21 protein-coding genes are annotated in these 18,760 nt (G+C 66.4%); 10 read left to right on the top strand and 11 right to left on the bottom strand.

All coding sequences use genetic code 11. The features are described from left to right. Entirely contained in the window at positions 1-453 is a 453-nt protein-coding gene (locus tag ACTIEY_RS15845; RefSeq protein WP_439520087.1) for a cupin domain-containing protein, read from the top strand. On the opposite strand, the gene folK is transcribed toward ACTIEY_RS15845, so the two are convergent. From folK to murJ, 7 genes are all read right to left on the bottom strand, one after another. Continuing rightward, positions 437-910 carry a 2-amino-4-hydroxy-6-hydroxymethyldihydropteridine diphosphokinase gene (gene folK, locus ACTIEY_RS15840; protein WP_439520086.1) on the bottom strand — a complete coding sequence of 158 codons (474 nt, stop codon included), beginning with the start codon at positions 908-910 and terminating at the stop codon, positions 437-439. The genes ACTIEY_RS15845 and folK overlap by 17 nt on opposite strands. Positions 911-916: 6 nt before the next feature. Continuing rightward, entirely contained in the window at positions 917-2,560 is a 1,644-nt protein-coding gene (gene pcnB, locus ACTIEY_RS15835; RefSeq protein ID WP_439520085.1) for a polynucleotide adenylyltransferase PcnB, read from the bottom strand. Next, entirely contained in the window at positions 2,557-3,225 is a 669-nt protein-coding gene (locus tag ACTIEY_RS15830; protein WP_439520084.1) for an HAD family hydrolase, read from the bottom strand. The genes pcnB and ACTIEY_RS15830 overlap by 4 nt, the downstream gene beginning before the upstream one ends. Next, entirely contained in the window at positions 3,222-3,914 is a 693-nt protein-coding gene (gene hda / locus ACTIEY_RS15825) for a DnaA regulatory inactivator Hda (RefSeq protein WP_439520308.1), read from the bottom strand. Before hda ends, ACTIEY_RS15830 begins: the two co-directional genes overlap by 4 nt. 181 nt (positions 3,915-4,095) lie before the next feature. Then, on the bottom strand, positions 4,096-4,728 hold the full coding sequence (locus tag ACTIEY_RS15820; protein ID WP_439520083.1) for an NAD-dependent dehydratase: 633 nt from the start codon (positions 4,726-4,728) through the stop codon (positions 4,096-4,098). Positions 4,729-4,755: 27 nt separating this feature from the next. Further along, entirely contained in the window at positions 4,756-5,613 is an 858-nt protein-coding gene (locus tag ACTIEY_RS15815; RefSeq protein WP_439520082.1) for a SirB1 family protein, read from the bottom strand. 32 nt (positions 5,614-5,645) lie between these two features. After that, on the bottom strand, positions 5,646-7,205 hold the full coding sequence (murJ, locus tag ACTIEY_RS15810; RefSeq protein WP_439520081.1) for a murein biosynthesis integral membrane protein MurJ: 1,560 nt from the start codon (positions 7,203-7,205) through the stop codon (positions 5,646-5,648). 118 nt (positions 7,206-7,323) lie between these two features. On the opposite strand from murJ, the gene rpsT reads away from it, so the two are divergent. Beyond that, complete coding sequence (rpsT, locus tag ACTIEY_RS15805) at positions 7,324-7,626, top strand: 30S ribosomal protein S20 (RefSeq protein ID WP_439520080.1); 303 nt, start codon at positions 7,324-7,326, stop codon at positions 7,624-7,626. 211 nt (positions 7,627-7,837) lie between these two features. On the opposite strand, the gene ACTIEY_RS15800 is transcribed toward rpsT, so the two are convergent. Further along, the gene (locus tag ACTIEY_RS15800) at positions 7,838-8,146 is read right to left on the bottom strand and encodes a DUF3579 domain-containing protein (protein ID WP_439520079.1); all 309 of its coding nucleotides are present in this window, start codon (positions 8,144-8,146) and stop codon (positions 7,838-7,840) included. 278 nt (positions 8,147-8,424) lie between these two features. Between ACTIEY_RS15800 and ACTIEY_RS15795 the strand changes: the two genes are divergently transcribed. The 8 genes from ACTIEY_RS15795 (at position 8,425) to ACTIEY_RS15760 (ending at position 15,495) form a co-directional block, all read left to right on the top strand. After that, positions 8,425-9,624, top strand: coding sequence for an aspartate aminotransferase family protein (locus ACTIEY_RS15795; RefSeq protein WP_439520078.1), 1,200 nt, complete (start codon positions 8,425-8,427; stop codon positions 9,622-9,624). 10 nt (positions 9,625-9,634) lie between these two features. Beyond that, the gene (argF, locus tag ACTIEY_RS15790; protein WP_439520077.1) at positions 9,635-10,561 is read left to right on the top strand and encodes an ornithine carbamoyltransferase; all 927 of its coding nucleotides are present in this window, start codon (positions 9,635-9,637) and stop codon (positions 10,559-10,561) included. Beyond that, on the top strand, positions 10,561-11,490 hold the full coding sequence (locus tag ACTIEY_RS15785) for a class I SAM-dependent methyltransferase (protein ID WP_439520076.1): 930 nt from the start codon (positions 10,561-10,563) through the stop codon (positions 11,488-11,490). The genes argF and ACTIEY_RS15785 overlap by 1 nt, the downstream gene beginning before the upstream one ends. Continuing rightward, the gene (locus ACTIEY_RS15780) at positions 11,487-11,801 is read left to right on the top strand and encodes a YkgJ family cysteine cluster protein (RefSeq protein ID WP_439520075.1); all 315 of its coding nucleotides are present in this window, start codon (positions 11,487-11,489) and stop codon (positions 11,799-11,801) included. The genes ACTIEY_RS15785 and ACTIEY_RS15780 overlap by 4 nt, the downstream gene beginning before the upstream one ends. A gap of 67 nt (positions 11,802-11,868) precedes the next feature. Continuing rightward, on the top strand, positions 11,869-12,495 hold the full coding sequence (gene kynB / locus ACTIEY_RS15775) for an arylformamidase (protein WP_439520074.1): 627 nt from the start codon (positions 11,869-11,871) through the stop codon (positions 12,493-12,495). A gap of 2 nt (positions 12,496-12,497) precedes the next feature. Next, positions 12,498-13,793 carry a kynureninase gene (gene kynU / locus ACTIEY_RS15770; RefSeq protein WP_439520073.1) on the top strand — a complete coding sequence of 432 codons (1,296 nt, stop codon included), beginning with the start codon at positions 12,498-12,500 and terminating at the stop codon, positions 13,791-13,793. Between the two features lie 146 nt (positions 13,794-13,939). Beyond that, positions 13,940-14,788, top strand: coding sequence for a tryptophan 2,3-dioxygenase (kynA, locus tag ACTIEY_RS15765; RefSeq protein ID WP_439520072.1), 849 nt, complete (start codon positions 13,940-13,942; stop codon positions 14,786-14,788). A 71-nt stretch (positions 14,789-14,859) separates the two neighbouring features. After that, positions 14,860-15,495, top strand: coding sequence for a phytanoyl-CoA dioxygenase family protein (locus ACTIEY_RS15760; protein WP_439520071.1), 636 nt, complete (start codon positions 14,860-14,862; stop codon positions 15,493-15,495). 35 nt (positions 15,496-15,530) lie between these two features. On the opposite strand, the gene ACTIEY_RS15755 is transcribed toward ACTIEY_RS15760, so the two are convergent. From ACTIEY_RS15755 to ACTIEY_RS15745, 3 genes are all read right to left on the bottom strand, one after another. After that, entirely contained in the window at positions 15,531-15,938 is a 408-nt protein-coding gene (locus ACTIEY_RS15755) for a response regulator (RefSeq protein ID WP_439520070.1), read from the bottom strand. Between the two features lie 478 nt (positions 15,939-16,416). Beyond that, the gene (locus tag ACTIEY_RS15750; RefSeq protein ID WP_439520069.1) at positions 16,417-17,571 is read right to left on the bottom strand and encodes an outer membrane beta-barrel protein; all 1,155 of its coding nucleotides are present in this window, start codon (positions 17,569-17,571) and stop codon (positions 16,417-16,419) included. A gap of 35 nt (positions 17,572-17,606) precedes the next feature. Further along, positions 17,607-18,347 carry an ice-binding family protein gene (locus tag ACTIEY_RS15745; RefSeq protein WP_439520068.1) on the bottom strand — a complete coding sequence of 247 codons (741 nt, stop codon included), beginning with the start codon at positions 18,345-18,347 and terminating at the stop codon, positions 17,607-17,609. Positions 18,348-18,760 lie beyond the last annotated feature (413 nt).

The raw sequence follows: 18,760 nt of genomic DNA, 5'->3' as shown, positions 1-18,760 counted from the left end.
ATGAGACACGCTGATCTCACCGTGGCCGCGGCAATGCACAGGGCCGGCCTGGACACCTGGATCCCCGAGGGAGAAGGCAAGTGGTCGCTGCCCGTGCATTTCCTCCCTGAAGGTGCGGGCTGGGTCGAGTTGATGCGGTTGCTGCCCGGCGTGCGGCTGGGGCTGCACCGTCACACCGGCGAAGTGCATGCCCTGAACCTGGCCGGAGAGCGTCGACTCAACGACGGACGCGTGGTGCGCGCCGGGGAATACATCCACGAACCCGCTGGCAACGTGGACTGGTGGGAAGCCACCGGCACCGAAGAGCTGATCGTGCACGTCGTCGTCAAGGGTGAAGTCGAATACCTCGGCGCGCACCACAGCGTGCTGCAACGCATCAGTTCGGCAGACCGCCTTCGCGACTACCACCGGCATTGCGCCCGGGTGGGTGCGCCGCCTAGGGATCTGCGGTGACCACCACCTGGTCCGCCACGGCCTGCCGTTGCACCGCACTCACCAGCGCCGGCGCGATCTCCGCCAGCGGTACCAACACGAAGGCTCGTTCCCACATGCGGGGATGCGGTACGGTCAGGCGGGGTGAAGCGATACGGCCTGCGCCATACAACAGCAAGTCAAGATCCAGCGTGCGCGGCGCATGGCGGTAGGGCCGCTCGCGGCCCGCGCCCTGCTCGATGGCCTGCATGGCATCCAGCAGCGCGGGCGCGCAGAGTGCGGTGGCGATTTCGGCGACCGCATTGATGTAGTCGGGGCCGCTGGAGTCCAGGGGTGCCGTGCGATAAAGACGGGAGGCCTTCACCACCCGTACGCCGGGCGTGGTGCCGAGCGATGCCAGGGCGTCGCGCAACGCCTGCGCAGGCTCACCCAGGTTGGCGCCGAGCGCGACAAAGGCCGTGACTTCGGCGCGCGGCACGGGGCTTCAGTCGATGGGGCCAGGCTCGCCGGCACCGCCTTCGGCACGTCCAGCGCCAGACGGCTTGCGGCGGCGACGGCGGCGTTTCTTCGCCGGTGCCGAGCCGTCCGCGGGCACGACTTCTGCGCTGTCTTCCGACGGCCCGTCGTCGTCGCCCTCTTCGTCCGTGGCCCGAAAGCGTGGATCGGCCGCGGGCTCGCTGGAGGGATGGTCGGCTTCGGTGCGCTTGACGCGCCGGGCCTTGCCGGCACCGGGTTTGGCCAGGTTCTCGCGTCGCTGCGCATCGACCATGTCCTCGCGCATGGCATCGCTGGCGGTGCTGAAGGTTTCCCACCAGTGGGAGAGCTCTTCCTCCACCTCGCCCACCTGCGCGCGCAGGCGCAGGAAGTCGAAACCCGCGCGAAAACGCGGCTGGTCGACCAGGCTGAACGGCGAGGTGCCCACGCGTTTGTCGAAGCGCGGCTGCATCATCCAGATCTCGCGCATGTCGGCGCCGAGCTTGCCGCGGCCCGACACGTCGCCCACGCGGGCGTCGAACGCGTCGTCCACCGCCTCCTGCAGGGCCGCAATGGGCGCGGGTGCGCGCTGGCCCGGGCGCGGCTGCAGGCGCTGCATCCAGCCCTTGCGCACGTCGGCCCAGAGCACGCAGGCCAGCAGGAAACTGGGCGCCACCGGCTTGTTCTCGCCCACGCGTCGGTCGGTGTCCTGCAGCGCAAGTTTCACGAACTCGTCGTCGGCACGTTCCACCACCACATCGAGCAGGGGGTAGATGCCCTTGCCCAGGCCCACGGCCTTGAGCTGTTCGATGCTCGCCAGCGCGTGCCCGGTCTGCAGCAGCTTGAGCATTTCGTCGAACAGGCGGCTCTGTGGCACATCGGCCAGCAACGTGTGCGAAGACGCCAGCGGCCCCAGTGTCTTGGGGTCGAATGTGAAGCCCAGCGGACTGAGCTTGGCGCCGAAGCGCACGGCGCGGATGATGCGCACCGGGTCCTCGCGGTAGCGCGTGGCAGCGTCGCCGATCATGCGCAGGGTGCGCTTCTTGGCATCGCGGATGCCGTGGTGGAAATCCACCACGGTCTGCGTTTCCGGGTCGTAGTACATGGCGTTGATGCTGAAGTCGCGCCGGGCCGCGTCCTGCTCGATCGGACCCCAGACGTTGTCTCGCAGCACCCGCCCGCTGGCGTCCACGGCGTGCTTCATGCCAGCCAGTTCGCCCTTGCTGGTGCGCTCGTTGCCGGCCACCTGTTCGGCGGCGGCGTTGTCCATGTAGGCGCGGAAGGTGGAGACCTCGATCACTTCATGTTCACGTCCACGCCCGTAGACCACGTGCACGATTCGAAAACGCCGACCGATGATGAAGGCACGGCGAAACAGACCCTTCACCTGCTCGGGCGTGGCGCTGGTGGCCACGTCGAAGTCCTTGGGCCGCAGGCCCAGCAGCAGGTCTCGCACCGCGCCGCCGACGAGGTAGGCGTCGAAACCGGCCTGCTTGAGCGTGTGCACCACGTCCAGCGCGCGCTGGTCAACCAGGGAGCGGTCGATGCCGTGCACGCTGGCCGGCACGTCTTCGCGCTTGCCGAAGGGGTTCGCGCGGCTGGTGCTGCTGGCATCGCCCTTGCCCAGCAGCCTGTTGATGAATTTCTTGATCATTCGAATAGGTTCAATATGCGCCAGCCCCGTTCAAGGGCCAAGGCGCGCAGCCGGGCATCCGGATTGGTGGCCACGGGCTCGTGCACGCGTTCCAGCAGCGGTAGGTCGTTCATGGAATCGCTGTAGAAGGTGCTGTGCTGCACGTTCGACCAGTCCAGCCCGCGCGCAGCCAGCCATTGTTCCACACGCGCGACCTTGCCCTCGCGAAACGAGGGCACGCCCCGGATGTCGCCCGTGGGCTCACCGCGTTCGTCGGTCTGCAGTTCGATGGCGATGAGCTCGTCCACACCGAAAGCCTGGGCAATCGGCCGGGTGACGAATTCGTTGGTCGCGGTCACGATCACCACCTGATCCCCCGCCGTCTGGTGCGCGCGCACGAGGTCGATGGCTGCCTCGGTCATGGCGGGGCGGATCACGTCGCGCATGAAGCGCTGGTGCGCCAGCGCCGCCTCGGCCCGGCCCTGCTCGCGCACCGCATCAATGGCAAACCGGACATAGCGGTGGACATCGAGCGTGCCGGCCTTGTAGTCGGCGTAGAAACCGTCATTGGCCCTGGAGAAGGCTTCGGCGTCGCGCCAGCCGAGCTCCACGGTGAACTGGCCCCAGGCGTGGTCGGAATCGAGTGGAATCAGCGTGTGGTCCAGATCGAAAAGGGCCAGTCTCATGGGGACTCGTTTTCCAGCATCGACTTGATCAAGGGAATGGTGATGGTGCGCTGGGTGCGCAGGGCGTAGGCGTCGAGCCGCTCGAGCAACTGCATGAGGCTGGATAGATCGCGCGAGAAACGGCTGAGCATGAAATCCATCACCTCGTCGCCCAGGAACACGCCGCGCTCGTCGGCCGACCTGCGCAACACGGCCCGGCGCTCCGCCTCGCCCAGCGGCTGCACCTGGAACACGTGTCCCCAGCCCAGGCGGGTGCGGAGGTCTTCACGCAGCCGAAGGTCGGCGGGTGGGCAGGTGGCCGCCGCCAGCACCCAGCGTGAGGGCCCGTGGGCCGGGTTCTGGGCATTCACGAACCAGTTGAACGCGGCGGCCTGCTGGGTGGCGGTGTAGAGATGGCAATCGTCGAGCAGGATCGCATCCCACTGGTCATCGAACTCACCCGGGTCGAGCGTGCCGGCGTCCATCCAGCCCACGCGTCCGCCCTGCTCGCGAAGGGCTTCGCGCGTGGCGCGCAACAGATGCGTCTTGCCGCACCCGCTCGCACCCCAGAGAAACGTGGGTACGGGCGAACGGGTGAGGTTGCTGGTCCAGAGCTGGAGATGTTCCAGGGCTGCCTCGTTGCCCACGGGCACGAAGTTCGCCAGGGAAGGCACCGACGCCAGGCCGATGTCCAGCGCCATCTGCTTCATGGGTGCGGGCCCGGTGCTCATGGGCAGACCAGGGCAGACGCTGCCCGTGGCAAGGGAAAGATCGTTGAAAAGATGCGTGACATGGGCTGGGTGGTGCATCGGCACGGCGAATGCACATCGGCGGTGCCAGCCCTGGATTCTATCGGCGCCACCCCCCAGGGTAGTCCAAAGCCCCAGGCGATCAGAGCAGCGCTTCCGAAGGCAGGACGTGCACGCCCGGTGCGCCCGCCAGCGCCGCCTGCAGCAAGTGGTGCGCGATGCGTTCTGCGGGCACCACCCGGTAGCGCCGTGGCAGCAGGGGCTGCAGCCACCCGGAAAGGCGCACCGCGACCTGTTCGGCAGGCCGGCTTTCCTGGCGAGCTCCGCCGATCAGGCCCGGGCGCACCAGCGTCAGCGAGGCGTAGCCCACGGCCTGCAGGTCGCGCTCGATCTCGCCTTTGGTGCGCGAATAGAACACCCGGGAGCCGGTGTCGGCTCCGAGTGCGGAGTTCAGGGCGAAGGCGCGCGCGCCATGGCGGTGCGCCAGGTAGGCGACCTCCAGCGGGTGGTCGTGGTCCACCTTGTAGAAAGCGGCCTGCGAGCCGGCCGCACGGATGGTGGTGCCCAGCGTGCACACCACCGCGTCCACCCGCCACCATTCCGCGTCCTGTGGCAACTGGCCGAAGTCGACCACCGGATTGAGCAGCTTCGGGTGCGGGACGAGCGACTTGCGCGTTGGCGCCACGACCTGCTCCACCGACAGATCGGCCAGCGCAAGCCGCAGCACATGGCTGCCCACCAGCCCGGTGGCTCCCACCAGCATCAGCCGCTTCATGTTGGAGTCCCGCTCAGCGTGGACACGTCAGTTCATGGCCCTTCGCAGTTCCTGCAGGCGCTGGGCGGTGGCCTCACGGTCCAGCGTGTCGTCGGCGTGCGCCACATAGGTTTCGAGGTCCGTCACCGCGAGGCGCAGGTCGCCCATCTCGGCCCAGGCGAGGCCCCGGTCGCGGTACTCCGACCAGGCCTCTGGCAGGAGGATGACCAGGCGATCGAGCACCGCGATCAGCCGCAACCAGTCTTCCTGCGTCCGGTGGATTTCCTTGAGATTGCGCAGCAGCCGCGCCAGGATCTCGCGCGGCGTGGCGGCCTGAAGGTAGAGGCCCACGGGCACGTCGAAGTCGTCCACAAGGCCGTTGCGGCGCTTGTAGGGCTCGAGCCGTTCAGACAGGTCTTCGCGGCTGAGCGACTGACCGGTGAACGGGTCGATCACCACCTGCCCGTTGGGCAGGTTGATTTTCACCATGAAGTGTCCGGGGAAGTTGACGCCGCGCGCCTTCAGGCCCAGACCGTGCGCCAGCTCGAGCCACAGCACCGCCAGCGAGATGGGAATGCCCCGGCGCGTGCGCAGCACCGCGTTGAGGTAGCTGTTGTCGGGGTCGTAGTAGTTGTTGACGTTGCCGCCAAAACCCATGTCCCGGAAGAAGAACTGGTTGAGTGTGCGCAGCCGCTGCAGTGGGCCCGCGTCGGCAGCGCAGCGGCGACGAATGCGCGCGAGCATCTGGTCCACGTCGCCCAGCACTTGCTGCACGTCCAGGTCCGGGTACTCGTCCTGCGCAATGGGCGTGGCCGCCTCGAACAGCGGCAAGGCCTCATCGTCCCCCACCAGGGCGGCGAAATAGCCGAGCGGACTGGCCTCGGGGATGTCGTAGGGGTAGGACATGGTGGGCGTTCGCGCGAAAGCCGCAGATTACGTCATTTTCTGAGGAACTGGCGCAAGTTCAATCCCGCCAGCAGGAGGGTGACGAAATACACCAACACACCCCCGAAGACGCACAGCGTCAGCAGGCTCACGCGGCGCAGCGCCTGGCCGTCGAAGGCCAGCCAGTTCACGCTGGTGGCCACCCACATCAGGAACACGGCCAGCAGGGCACTGGCGGCCACCACCTGCAGGGCAAAGCGCGGCCAGCCGGGTGACGGCTTGTAAGCGCCACGGCGCAGCAAGCCCACAAGCAGCAGCAGGGCATTGACCAGTGCGCCGATGCCGATGGCCAGGGCCAGCCCGGCGTGCCCCAGCCGGGGCACCAGCACCAAATTCAGGCACTGGGTGAGCACCAGCACACCGATGGCGATCATCACCGGCGTGCGAATGTCCTGGCGCGCATAGAAGCCAGGCGCCAGAACCTTGATGGCGATCAGCCCGATGAGGCCGGCGCCGTAGCCCATGAGTGCCGTGGCGGTGCGCTGCACGTCGGCCTCGGTGAAGGCGCCGTAGTGGTAGAGCACGGCCACCAGCGGCTGGGCGAAGGTGAGCAGCGCCACCGCGCAGGGCACGGCCAGCAGCACCACCAGGCGTAGCCCCCAATCCAGCAGGCCGCTGTAGCGTGCGGAGTCGTCCGCCGCCTTGGCCGCCGCCAGCTGCGGCAGCAGCACCACGCCCAGCGCCACGCCCAGCAGCGCGGTCGGGAATTCCATGAGGCGGTCGGCGTAGGTCAGCCAGCTCACGCTGCCCACCGCCAGGTGCGATGCAATCTGCGTGTTGATCAGCAGCGATATCTGCGCCACGCTCACGCCCAGCAGCGCGGGCAGCATGAGCGTGGTGACTCGGCGCGTGCCAGGGTGGTTCCAGGCCGCCTTCACGCCCGACCACCGGAGGCTGATGCGCGGCAGCAGGCCCAGGCGGCGCAGCGCGGGAATCTGCGCACCCAGCTGCAGGGCGCCGCCGAGCAGCACCCCGCCGGCCATGGCGTAGATGGGTTCGATGCCCATCGAGCCGAACCAGGGCGCACCCCAGGCTGCCGCAGCGATCATGGCCACGTTGAGAAGCACCGGGGTGACGGCGGGAACGGCAAAACGCTTCCAGGTGTTCAGGATGCCGGCCGACAGCGCCACGAACGACATGAAGGCGATGTACGGAAACATCCAGCGCGTCATGACCACGGCCGAGTCGAAACCTTGGTCGTTGAGGCCGCTGGCCATGGCCCACACCAGCCAAGGAGCGCCCAGCACACCCAGCACCGTGGTGATCGTGAGCGCCCAGGCCAGCACCGTGGAGATCTGGTTGACCATATGGCGCGTGGCGTCGTCGCCGTCTTTTTCGCGCGCGCCGGCCAGCACCGGCACAAAAGCCTGGCTGAACGCCCCTTCGGCGAACAGGCGGCGCAGCAGGTTGGGGATGCGGAAGGCGACGTTGAAAGCGTCGGTGAGCGCGCTGGCGCCGAATGTGGCCGCCATGAGCAGTTCGCGCACCAGCCCCGTGATGCGCGAGGCCAGGGTCAGCAGGGAAACCAGGGAGGCGGACTTGAACAGGGTCACGGCGCGAGTGTAACGACCCGGCCTCCACGCCCGGGCGGCCTGGGTTGCCTGAATGCCTGCCCGTGCTAAAATCGCGGGCTTTGCTGGCATCATCCCAAACACCTGAAGGAACTTCACCATGGCAACCAAGCCGAAGAAAAAGAACCCCCGCCTGGCCTCCGGCCGCAAACGCGCCCGCCAGGACGTCAAGCTCAATGCAGCCAACACCTCGCTGCGCTCCAAATACCGCACCGCCGTCAAGAACGTTGAAAAAGCCGTTCTGACCGGTGACAAGGCCAAGGCCACCGAACTGTTCGCCAAGATGCAGCAGGTCGTGGACATCGTTGCCGACAAGGGCATCTTCCACAAGAACAAGGCCGCACGCGACAAGAGCCGCCTGTCGGCCAAGGTCAAGGGCATTGCAGCACCCGCTGCCACCTGACACCCCCCGGCCTGACTTGTTCAGGCCACCAGCCCGGACCTCACGGTCCGCCGTTTGAAACGGTGCGCTGCCAGCAAAAGCAAAAAAGCCGTCGCAAGACGGCTTTTCTGTTTTCTGAGTTCCCCCCGCGCCGCGCTGCGCGCGTCACCCGCTGGGGGCGACACCAGCGGCCTGGCAAAGCCAGTTTCGCGGTGTCCTTGAGCGGGATGGGCTATTTTTCTGGAATCAGGCAGGCCTCGGCCACCTGCAGGCGGTTGTCGCGGGCGAAGTGCATGACGAAATCCCAGGCCATGGGTTCGGCTTCCTTCAGGTCCACATGCACCACCACGCACTTGACGCCGTTGATGGTGTTGGGCACGCACCAGGGGGAATAGCTCAGGTGGCTGCCCGGGCTGGCGCCGCCGGGGCGAAAAGGGCTCATCACACCAGCCAGGCGCTCGGCCCAGTCGCTCGGGCGAAACGTGCGTCCATCCTGGGTGATGCCTTGAATGAAGACTTGTTTGGCTGTGGGTGAAACCATCGGGGGAGAAGCCTTCGGATGGAGGGCCTGCTGGGAGAAGGACCCCGGCGCACGAGGATCGCTCGCACGTCGGTGGCCGGCAGGTATTCTATCTTATATAAGACTCAAGCTCAGGGATTACCCGCGCCCTGGACCACGGGCCACCGGGCATGGCAGCGATGCCCAACAAGCAATGATGATGCCCGGCACTGCCCCTAAAATCGCCCTTCGACGGCTCAACCTGCGTTGAGCCGCTTCTTTTTCTGGCGAATTCGCCGTTTTCCCACCGGAGCCTCCGCATGAACGCCGCCCTGAATCCCGTTGCCTCGCCCCACGTGATGAACACCTACGGCCGCCTGCCGATCGCGATGTCGCATGGCCGTGGCTGCCGTCTGTGGGACACGAATGGCAAGGAATACCTGGACGCACTGGGCGGCATTGCGGTCAACACCCTGGGACACGCCCACCCCAAACTGGTGCCCGCCCTGCAGGACCAGATTGCCAAACTGATCCATTCCAGCAACTATTACCACGTGCCCAACCAGGAAGTGCTGGCCCAGATGCTGGTGGAGCGCTCGGGCATGACCAATGTGTTTTTCTGCAGCACCGGCCTGGAAGCCAATGAAGCCGCTCTGAAGCTGGCGCGCAAGTACGGGCACGACAAGGGCATCGAGCGTCCGGAAATCGTGGTCTACGAAAAGGCCTTCCACGGCCGCTCCATCGCCACCCTGTCGGCCACGGGCAACCCCAAGGTGCAGGCCGGTTTCGGCCCGCTGGTGGAAGGCTTCATCCGCGTGCCGCAGAACGACGTGGAAGCGCTCAGGAAGGCCACCGCCGGCAACCCCAACGTGGTGGCGGTGTTCTTCGAGACCATCCAGGGCGAAGGCGGCATCAACCCCATGCGCGCCCAGTACCTGAAGGACGTTCGCGCCCTGTGCGACGCCAACGACTGGCTGCTCATGATCGACGAGGTGCAGTGCGGCATGGGCCGCACCGGCAAGTGGTTCGCGCACCAGTGGGCCGGCATCGTGCCCGATGTGATGCCCCTGGCCAAGGGCCTGGGCTCGGGCGTGCCGATCGGCGCGGTGGTGGCCGGTCCCAAGGCCGCCCACATCTTCCAGCCCGGGAACCACGGCACCACCTTCGGCGGCAACCCGCTGGCCATGCGCGCGGGGGTGGAGACCATCCGCATCATGGAAGAAGACGGCCTGATGGAGAACGCCGCGCGTGTGGGCGAACACCTGCGCGCCGCGCTGGAAAAAGGCCTGGCCGGCAAGCCCGGCCTGAAGGAAATTCGCGGCCAGGGCCTGATGATCGGCGTCGAACTCACCAAGCCTTGCGGCGTGCTCACGCAGCGCGCGGCCGACGCTGGCCTGCTGCTCTCCGTCACGGCCGACAGCGTGATCCGGCTGGTGCCGCCGCTCATCATGACCACGGCCGAGGCCGACGAGGTGGCGGCGATCCTGCTGCCGCTGATCCACGCCTTCCTCGCCGAATGACGCCCTCGCCATGACTTCGATCAAGCACTACCTGCAGTTCAAGGACCTCGACGCCAGCGAATGCGCCTACGTGTTCGAGCGCGCCGCGTTCATCAAGCGCAAATTCAAGGCAGTGGAGAAATACCAGCCCTTCGCCGATCCCGACCGAACCCTGGCGATGATCTTCGAGAAGGCGAGCACGCGCACCCGCGTGAGCTTTGAAGCCGGCATGTACCAGATGGGCGGCTCGGTGGTGCACCTGACCACTGGCGACAGCCAGCTGGGCCGCGCCGAACCCATTGAGGACAGCGCCCGCGTGATCAGCCGCATGGTCGACCTGGTGATGATCCGCACCTACGAGCAGAGCAAGATCGAAGCCTTTGCCGCGCACTCGCGCGTGCCGGTCATCAACGGCCTCACCAACGAATTCCACCCCTGCCAGATCCTGGCCGACATCTTCACCTTCATCGAGCACAGAGGTTCGATCAAGGGCAAGGTGGTGGCCTGGGTGGGCGACGGCAACAACATGGCCAACACCTGGCTGCAGGCCGCCGAGATGCTGGGCTTCACCGTGCACGTGAGCACGCCGGGCGGCTACGAGGTGGACCCGGTGCTCGCGGGCATTCAGGACCGCGGCTGCTACAAGGTCTTCAAGGACCCGCGTGAAGCATGCGCCGGCGCCGACCTGGTGACCACCGACGTGTGGACCAGCATGGGCTTCGAGGCCGAGAACGAAGCGCGTCGCAAGGCCTTTGCGCAGTGGTGTGTGGACGAAGCCATGATGCGCGCGGCCAGGCCCGATGCCCTCTTCATGCACTGCCTGCCCGCCCACCGGGGCGAAGAAGTGAGCGCCGAGGTGATCGACGGGCCGCAGTCGGTCGTGTGGGACGAAGCCGAGAACCGCATGCACGCGCAGAAGGCGCTGATGGAATACCTGCTGCTCGGCCGCCTGGCCTGATGCAGGCCCTGCTCGACGCCATCGCGCGCATCGAGCCGTCGAGCGATGCGCGGCGCATCTTCCACGGCCGGGGCGGGCTGCACCCGGGCTGCGAAGCCTGGGCGCTCGATGCGTTCCCGCCGGCGTTTCTGTTCACCAGTTTCCAGCCGGTGGCTGATGCAGCACTCGCCACCATCCACGACGCATTGACGGCGCGCTGCGCGCAGATCGCGCCCGGTGAGCCGCTGAACTGGGTGTTCCAGTGCCGGCACGACAGCCAGCCCACGACGCGCCTGATGGCCGGCAGCGTGCCCGAGCCGCACGTGGTGACCGAGCGCGGCGCGCGCTACCTGGTGCACCTGCAGAAAGGCCAGAACCATGGCCTGTTTCTCGACATGGCCGAAGGCCGGCAGTGGGTGCGCGAACACGCGCAAGGCCACAAGGTGCTGAACCTGTTTGCCTACACCTGCGCGTTCTCGGTGGTGGCGCTGCTGGGCGGTGCCAAGCAGGTGGTGAACGTGGACATGAGCAGCGGCGCCATGGCCCTGGGCCAGCAGAACCATCCGCTCAACGGCCTCACGGCCGGCGCCAGTTTTCTGAACCACGACATCTTCAAGACCTGGGGCCGCATCACGCGCGGCGGGCCTTATGGCCTGGTCATCGTCGACCCGCCGAGCTTTCAGAAGGGCAGCTTCGTCGCCACCAAGGACTACGCCCGCCTCATGCGTCGCCTGCCCGAGTTGCTGCGGCCCGACGGCCAGGTGCTGCTGTGCCTGAACGCGCCCGAGCTGAGCACCGCCTTCCTGATGGAGCAGATGCGCGAGTGCGCGCCGGAACTGATCTTCGAGCAGCGACTGCCCAACCCTGTGTCGTTTGCCGACGCGTCCCCCGCACGCGCGTTGAAGGTGCTGGTGTACCGCGCACCGCCCTTGAGCAAGGCCGACGCATGAGCGCCTGCACCACCTGCGGCGCCTGCTGCGCGTGCTTCCGCGTCGACTTCTCCGTGCACGAAACACAGGCCATGGGCGGCAGCGTGCCCGAAGGCCTGGCGGTGGAAGTCAACGACACCCTGACACGGATGCGCGGCACCGACCATTCGCCACCCCGCTGCGCCGCGCTCACTGGAAAAGTCGGGCACCAGGCCACCTGCGGCATCTACGAATGGCGCCCCTCGCCCTGCCGCGAATTCGAGGAAGGCAGCGACGCCTGCGCCCGCGCGCGCCAGCGCCACGGCCTGCCGCCGGTGGTCAGCGCGTTCTGAAGTTTTTCCCGCCTGTTGGGATTAACCGACACCACGCTTTTTTTCGCGGTGCTACCTTCACCGCTCCATGAAAAAACTCTGGGACATCTCTCCTGCCGTGCACGCCGGCGCACCGGTCTTTCCGGGCGACACGGCCTATTCACAAGCCTGGGCCGCCACCATCGGGCCCGGTTGCCCGGTCAACGTGAGTGCCATCACGCTTTCGCCCCACGTGGGCGCGCACGCCGACGCGCCGCTGCACTACGACCCCGAAGGCGCCGCCATCGGCGACGTGTCGCTGGACGCGTTCATCGGCCCCTGCCGCGTGATCCACGCCATCGGCTGCGGCCCGCTGGTGAGGCCTGAGCACATCGCGCATGCGTTGAAAGACCTGCCACCGCGCGTTTTGCTCCGTGTGTACCAACAACAACCGCAAGACCGCTTCGACGATGCCCTGCCCGCCTTCGCCGCCGACACCGTGGAGCAACTCGCGGACATGGGCGTGCTGCTCATCGGTATCGACAGCGCCAGCATCGACCCCGCCGACAGCAAAGCCCTGCCCAGCCACCAGACCATCCGCCGTCGCGGCCTGCGCGTGCTGGAGAACCTGCTGCTCGACGACGTGCCCGAAGGCGACTACGAGCTGATCGCCCTCCCCCTGAAACTCACCACCGCCGACGCCAGCCCCGTGCGCGCCGTGCTGCGAGAACTCTGAAGATGACCACCACCCAACAAGACTGCCAGGCCCTCGACGAACAAGACCCGCTGCGCCCCTTGCGGGACCTGTTCCTGATTCCCGAAGGCACCCTGTACCTCGACGGCAATTCGCTCGGTGCCATGCCGCGCAGCGCGCCTGCCCGCGTGGCCGACGTGGTGACGCGCGAATGGGGCGCCGACCTCATCCAGAGCTGGAACAAGAACGGCTGGTTCATGCAACCGCGCAAGGTGGGCGACAAGATCGCGCGGTTGATCGGCGCCGATCCCGGCACCGTGGTCGCCACCGACAGCACGTCGGTGAACCTCTTCAAGGTGCTCTCGGCCGCGATGACCCTGGCCGCCGCCGACCGACCGAATGCCAAACGCATCTTGAGCGAGCGCAGCAACTTCCCCACCGACCTCTACATCGCCGAAGCGCTCTGCAAGGAACGCGGTTTTGAACTGGTGCTGGTGGAGCCCCACGGCATCGTTGAGGCACTGACCGCCGACGTGGCCGTGCTCATGCTCACGCACGTGAACTACCGCACCGGCGCCATGCACGACATGCCCGCCGTGACCGCCGCCGCGCACGCAGCGGGCGCGCTGATGCTCTGGGACCTGGCGCACAGCGCCGGCGCGGTGCCAGTGGACCTGACCGGCGCGGGCGCCGACTACGCCGTGGGCTGCGGCTACAAATACCTGAACGGCGGCCCTGGCGCGCCCGCCTTCGTGTGGGTGAACCCGCGCCACGCCGAACGTTTCTGGCAACCCCTGGCCGGCTGGTGGGGTCACGCCACGCCGTTCGACTTCACACCCGACTACCGGCCCGCCCCCGGCATCGCGCGCTACCAGTGCGGCACCCAACCCATGATCAGCCTCGCCGCGCTCGAATGCGGTGTGGACACGCTGCTGGCGTCTGAAGAACTCGGCGGCATGGCCGCACTGCGAAAGAAATCGCTCGCGCTCACCGACCTGTTCATCGGCCTGGTGGACGAACGCTGCCAGGGCCACGGCCTGGGTCTGGCCACGCCGTTGGGGCACGCGCAACGCGGCTCCCAGGTCTGCCTCACGCGCGACGAAGGCGCCTACGCCATCGTGCAGGCGCTCATCGCTCGCGGCGTGGTGGGCGACTACCGCGCAGGCGATCCTTCGTCAGGCTCAGGACGAACGGGCTCGAAAGACATCCTGCGCTTCGGCTTCACCCCGCTCTACATCGGCTTCGAAGACGTGTGGACCGCCGTGGAGCACCTGCGCCAGGTGCTGGAAAGCGGCGAATGGCAACGCCCCGAATTCAACACCAAACACGCAGTCACCTGATGCCGCTCGGACTGAGCCCAAATACCGCTCGGACTGAGCCCAAATACCGTTCGGGCTGAGCCTGTCGAAGCCCTCACCCACTCAACCCCTTCGACAAGCTCACGGCGAACGGAGACCACATCCAGCCAACGTCAACAGAATCAACCATGTGCCCCCACAACAAATCCGAAGACATCGTCCACCAGGAGGGCGCGCAGCTCGATTTCAGCCGCGACATGAGTTACGGCGACTACCTGAACCTCGACGCCATCCTCAACGCGCAGAAGCCGCTCTCGCCCGCGCACGATGAGCTGCTGTTCATCGTGCAGCACCAGACCAGCGAACTCTGGATGAAGCTCATGCTGCACGAGCTCAAGGCGGCCATCGCGCACATCGCAGGCGACGAACTGCAACCCGCCTTCAAGATGCTCGCGCGCGTCTCCAAGATCATGGAACAGCTGGTGCACGCCTGGGACGTGCTTGCCACCATGACGCCTCCCGAATACAGCGCCATCCGCCCCTACCTGGCGCAAAGCAGCGGCTTCCAGAGCCACCAGTACCGCTGCATTGAATTTGCCATGGGCAACAAGAACGCCGCCATGCTCAAGCCCCACCAGCACAACGCCGAACGGCTGGCCGTGGTGAAGGCCGCGTATGAAGCGCCATCCCTTTACGACGAAGCCCTGCGCCTGCTTGCCCGCCGTGGCCTGCCTGTGCCGCAGAGCCACACCCAGCGCGACTGGACCCAACCGTATGAAGCCAGCGACGATGTGGAACAAGCCTGGCTGCAGGTGTACCGGCACCCCAAGGATCACTGGGACCTGTACCAGTTGGGCGAAGAACTCACCGACCTGGAAGACGCCTTCCGCCTCTGGCGCTTCCGCCACGTCACCACCGTGGAACGCGTCATCGGCTTCAAGCGCGGCACGGGCGGCACGGGTGGCGTGAGCTACCTGCGCAAGATGCTGGACGTGGTGCTGTTTCCGGAGATCTGGCGGTTGCGGACGGAGCTTTGAGAACCACTCAAGTCGAATCCTTTTCCATTCACGGCTACCTGCAACTGGAGAGTTTCCACCCGAAGAAGCGGATGGCAACCATCAGGCAGACGCTGTTGGATGAACTCAAGCGGGCAGCCGGCGGAAAGGGCGTGCCGAAGTCTGTGCACGGCCTGCCCGCCTTCCAGCAGATCGGCAAGCTGTCCGCCATGGTGAAAGTGCCCGATCTGCACGAAGCCCTGGTGACGCCTGCGCTCATCGAGACGATCACGCGACTGGGCGCCTTGCCTTCACCACCTCAGCTTCAACCCACGCAACTCCTGCTCTCGCCCCCTCGCCAGGGCGAATGGACGCTGAAGGGACTGAACTGGCATGTGGACATTTCGGCCGATCCACCACACCGGCTGCCGGGCATTCAGGCCTTTTTCCTGCTGGACGACGTGGCGCCGCGCGGTGGCGCCACGCTGGCGCTGGCTGGCTCGCATCGCCCACAAGATCACCCACCCGGGACATCGGCCGTGCATGCCCCTTCACTTCGCGCGCTGCTCAGAAACACGCCCGACCCACTGGAACCACAGCTCCTCGATCGCGGCATCTCTCTGGTGGAAATGTGCGGGCGGGCGGGAGATGTGTTCCTGATGGACATGCGTGTGCTTCACACGCCCTCCATCAACTCAACGAATCGCCTGCGAATGATGGCGACTGCGCGGGCCGTGTTCGGGCATTGAGGTCCAGACCGTCCCCGAAGACCCGGCGATCGTCGTCAAACACGCCCCGCGACGCGACGCCGAAAGGCTTCTTCATCGATCAAGGCACTCAAGCTGCCGGGGTCTGCCGGCTTGACGAAGTGGCTGTCGAACCCTGCGATGCGGGCCGCTTCTCCAGCCTCCTGCTGTCCCCAACCCGTCAGCGCGATCAACAGCAGGTCGTCACTCGCAGGCATGGCCCGCAAGCGCTGGGCCAGTTCCAGGCCCGACATGTCCGGCATGCCCAGATCCAGGATGGCCACCTGAGGCAGCTTGCCGCCAATGGCCTTCAGTGCACCCGCGCCACTGAACGCCACCACTGTCTGATAGCCGTAGAACTGCATGGCTCCCGCCAGCATGTTGGCTGCGTCTTCGTTGTCGTCCACGATGAGGACCTTGGTGCGGCCTCTTTCCGTGCTGCTCATGTTCCCTCCCATACCAAGCTGCTTGCCCTGACGATCGGCGTACAAAAGGTCGATGCTCGGGCGCTCATCGGTGCGGGCCCGCTTTAACTCCATGTCGAATAGTTGAGTGAGGTTCACTTTGGACTGCCTGCCGTTGCGTGTTGCCTTTGAAGCCCCGGCGACTCGGTGCCGCCAGAGGCCGCATGTGGCGGCAAATGGCGTGCCTGAGTGAACGCTCGATGGCTTAGAACTTTAGTCAACGAATGGAACAAGCGGTGGAAACTTCGTGCAGTAGGAAACGGCTTCCCTGATGCCCATGCGACCGACGCAACCGGCAAGGCACTCACGACGCCGAACCTGGCTGCAGGTGTAAACCCGCCAGGACGATCGGCCTCACCAGAATCGACACGCGTGGCGCAGGGAAGCATTGGGCCCCTGCCAGCCCGCGGAGGCCTGCCTGTGCCGCAGAACCATCCGCAATGCGAAGGGAAGGACCCGTCTATCTCGTGCCGGTCACTTCCACCTCGACGCGCCGATCTGGCTGGAGACAAGCCACCAGCGCTGCGGTGCGCTGATTGCCTTTGCAGTCTCCGGGCGCGGTCACCGGCTGGCTTTCGCCCCGGCCTACCGCGGTGATCCTGGAGCCATCGAGTGAGCCCGAAGTGACCAGGTGATTCTTCACCGCCGCGGCACGTTGTTCCGAAAGGCGCTGGTTGTAGCTGTCCGAGCCAAGTCGGTCGGTGTGGCCTTCCACACTGATCGACCCGTAGGTGGTACCGGCCAGATCGCGGGCGAAACGGTCGAGCGCCTGGCGCCCTTCGGGCTTGACGGCATCGGCGTCGAAGCCGAACAGCGACTCGGCGGAGAGGGTGACACGCGTGGGTGGCGCCACCGGCGCCGGGGTGGGCGGTGGCGCCTGCACGACCACAGGCGGTGCGGGCGCAGGCGCTGCCACCACCATGGGCTCGGGCGCGGCGGCACGAGTTCCCGGCGGGGGCGCAGAGCCACCGAAGCGGTACACCAGCCCCACCGACACCATGTCGACATCGCCCTTGTTGCCAACGGCGTCGTTCACGCGGTAGCGTTCCACCTCCAGCCGCATGGCCAGCGTCTCGCTGAACGCATAGTTCAAGCCAATGCCGTACTTCACGTTGGTATCGCTCTGACGGGCCGTCGGGTTGCTCACGCCGACCGCACCGGTTCCAGAAAAGCGGTCATTGACCCGGGCGTGGTTCACACCGACGCGACCCAGCGCCGAGAGCTTGCCGGTGATGGGCAATGTGCCCACAAGGTCCAGGTTCAGGCCTTTGACGCGCATGTCGCCATTCAAGGTACCCGAGGGAACCGTGTTGGCGATGTAGCCGAACTTGCCCAGATCGAAGTAGCCGCCTTCCAGCGCCATGTAAGGATTGAACTGGTAGCCGCCATAGAGCTTGAAGCCGGTGCTGCGATCCCGATCCTGGATCGAGGTGGTGGCGAAGCCCTGCGCGGCCAGGCCGCTGGTGATGCGCGGATCGTCGATTTCCGCACCCGTGCGACCGGCGTTGGCGCCGGCATACCAGCCCGAGGACTGCGCCATCGCTGGCGTGTGGACCATCAGGGCCAGGGTCAGCAGGCTCAAGGCACCTGCGGCTTTGTTGAGTGAGGTGTTCATGTGATCTCCAGTGGGCTGTGGGTTCGCGCGCTGTCTCAAGGAGCCGGCACGTTGATCACCGTGTTCACCATGGTCACGGAGGCGGTCAGCGAGAGGGCTCGGCCCTCCAGCGTGGTGAGGATGACGCTGCCTGCGGTGGAGAACACCACGCCGGCCTGGGAAATGATGGTGCCCACCACGGTGCCGCCGCCGCCGGCGTTGATGATGGCTGCGCTCCCGACCTGCCAGTACACGTTCTTGGCCTGTGCGCCGTTGGTCAACAGCACGCTTTGCGGAAAGGCCGCGCCCGGTCCACCCACCGTGAGGGTCTGGGCCATCTGGAACACCCAGACCGCATCCGGATTGCCTTGGGCGTCCAGCGTCAGATTGCCGCCCTGGATCATGAAGGTGCCCCCTGCCGCCTTGTAGATCCCCGGTGCAAGCACCAGGTTGGCCAGGTTGCCTGCGCTGGGATCGGTTCCACCGGGCAGTGCGGCGAGCGTGTTGTAGGCCGTCAATGCATCTGCGCGCGCCGCGATGGCGATGGCCCGCGTGTCTTCGGTGCCTTCGGACACGCACGGACCCGTGGGCGGAGGCGGAGCGGTGTTGATGTTGCCCGAGACCACGCCTTCGTCCACACCAGGCACCACCGTATAGGTACAGCCTGGCTTGTTGTTGCGAAAGCCCGTGACGGTCGTCGAGACTGCGGTGGTGCCGATGTCGCCCGAAATGAGGGTCAGGTTGCCCTGGTTGGTCATGCCGGCTGCGCCGCCGAACACGCCGAACGTGCTGGCCACACCCAGAGGAACAAACGCCCCCCCGGGCGGCGCAACGGGAACAACGGGAACAACCGTACCGCCTGGCGTTGTGCCCCCGGACCCGTCAAAACCCAGCACAGGATCGCCACCTCCGCAGGCGGCGACCAGCGAGCTCAGCAACAGGGGGACTAGCCACTTCCAGGGACGGGGGCTGATGAGCGTAGCTTTCATGGAAATTCTCTCGCTGAGGAGGGATGGTTGGGACTACGGCCACTTGCCCCTCCCCGGCAGTCGACAGCGTGCGCAAAGCAGGCGCGACGTCAGTCGGCGCGGACTTCCACAGCAGACGAGTATTCGGGGGACGAGGAGGCGCGTCTGTTGGCCAGCCCACTTAGGCGGATGTGAATTTGATGAACCACGCCTTGCTGTCCATCAATCCGTGGTCAAGAGCG

The organism is Hydrogenophaga sp. (genome assembly GCF_051858985.1).
Classification (GTDB): Bacteria; Pseudomonadota; Gammaproteobacteria; order Burkholderiales; family Burkholderiaceae_C; genus Hydrogenophaga.
This window is presented reverse-complemented; position numbering and strand designations above follow the sequence as displayed.

Bases quoted from the DNA above. Each gene is read 5' to 3' on its own strand.
- ACTIEY_RS15780 (WP_439520075.1), top strand. From the start codon at position 11,487: ATGAGCGCCTGCACCACCTGCGGCGCCTGCTGCGCGTGCTTCCGCGTC.
- ACTIEY_RS15845 (WP_439520087.1), top strand. From the start codon at position 1: ATGAGACACGCTGATCTCACCGTGGCCGCGGCAATGCACAGGGCCGGC.
- ACTIEY_RS15795 (WP_439520078.1), top strand. From the start codon at position 8,425: ATGAACGCCGCCCTGAATCCCGTTGCCTCGCCCCACGTGATGAACACC.
- ACTIEY_RS15755 (WP_439520070.1), bottom strand. From the start codon at position 15,938: ATGAGCAGCACGGAAAGAGGCCGCACCAAGGTCCTCATCGTGGACGAC.
- argF (WP_439520077.1), top strand. From the start codon at position 9,635: ATGACTTCGATCAAGCACTACCTGCAGTTCAAGGACCTCGACGCCAGC.
- rpsT (WP_439520080.1), top strand. From the start codon at position 7,324: ATGGCAACCAAGCCGAAGAAAAAGAACCCCCGCCTGGCCTCCGGCCGC.
- ACTIEY_RS15830 (WP_439520084.1), bottom strand. From the start codon at position 3,225: ATGAGACTGGCCCTTTTCGATCTGGACCACACGCTGATTCCACTCGAT.
- hda (WP_439520308.1), bottom strand. From the start codon at position 3,914: ATGAAGCAGATGGCGCTGGACATCGGCCTGGCGTCGGTGCCTTCCCTG.
- kynU (WP_439520073.1), top strand. From the start codon at position 12,498: ATGACCACCACCCAACAAGACTGCCAGGCCCTCGACGAACAAGACCCG.
- ACTIEY_RS15815 (WP_439520082.1), bottom strand. From the start codon at position 5,613: ATGTCCTACCCCTACGACATCCCCGAGGCCAGTCCGCTCGGCTATTTC.
- ACTIEY_RS15785 (WP_439520076.1), top strand. From the start codon at position 10,561: ATGCAGGCCCTGCTCGACGCCATCGCGCGCATCGAGCCGTCGAGCGAT.
- kynA (WP_439520072.1), top strand. From the start codon at position 13,940: ATGTGCCCCCACAACAAATCCGAAGACATCGTCCACCAGGAGGGCGCG.
- kynB (WP_439520074.1), top strand. From the start codon at position 11,869: ATGAAAAAACTCTGGGACATCTCTCCTGCCGTGCACGCCGGCGCACCG.
- ACTIEY_RS15760 (WP_439520071.1), top strand. From the start codon at position 14,860: ATGGCAACCATCAGGCAGACGCTGTTGGATGAACTCAAGCGGGCAGCC.
- pcnB (WP_439520085.1), bottom strand. From the start codon at position 2,560: ATGATCAAGAAATTCATCAACAGGCTGCTGGGCAAGGGCGATGCCAGC.
- ACTIEY_RS15820 (WP_439520083.1), bottom strand. From the start codon at position 4,728: ATGAAGCGGCTGATGCTGGTGGGAGCCACCGGGCTGGTGGGCAGCCAT.
- ACTIEY_RS15800 (WP_439520079.1), bottom strand. From the start codon at position 8,146: ATGGTTTCACCCACAGCCAAACAAGTCTTCATTCAAGGCATCACCCAG.
- ACTIEY_RS15750 (WP_439520069.1), bottom strand. From the start codon at position 17,571: ATGAACACCTCACTCAACAAAGCCGCAGGTGCCTTGAGCCTGCTGACC.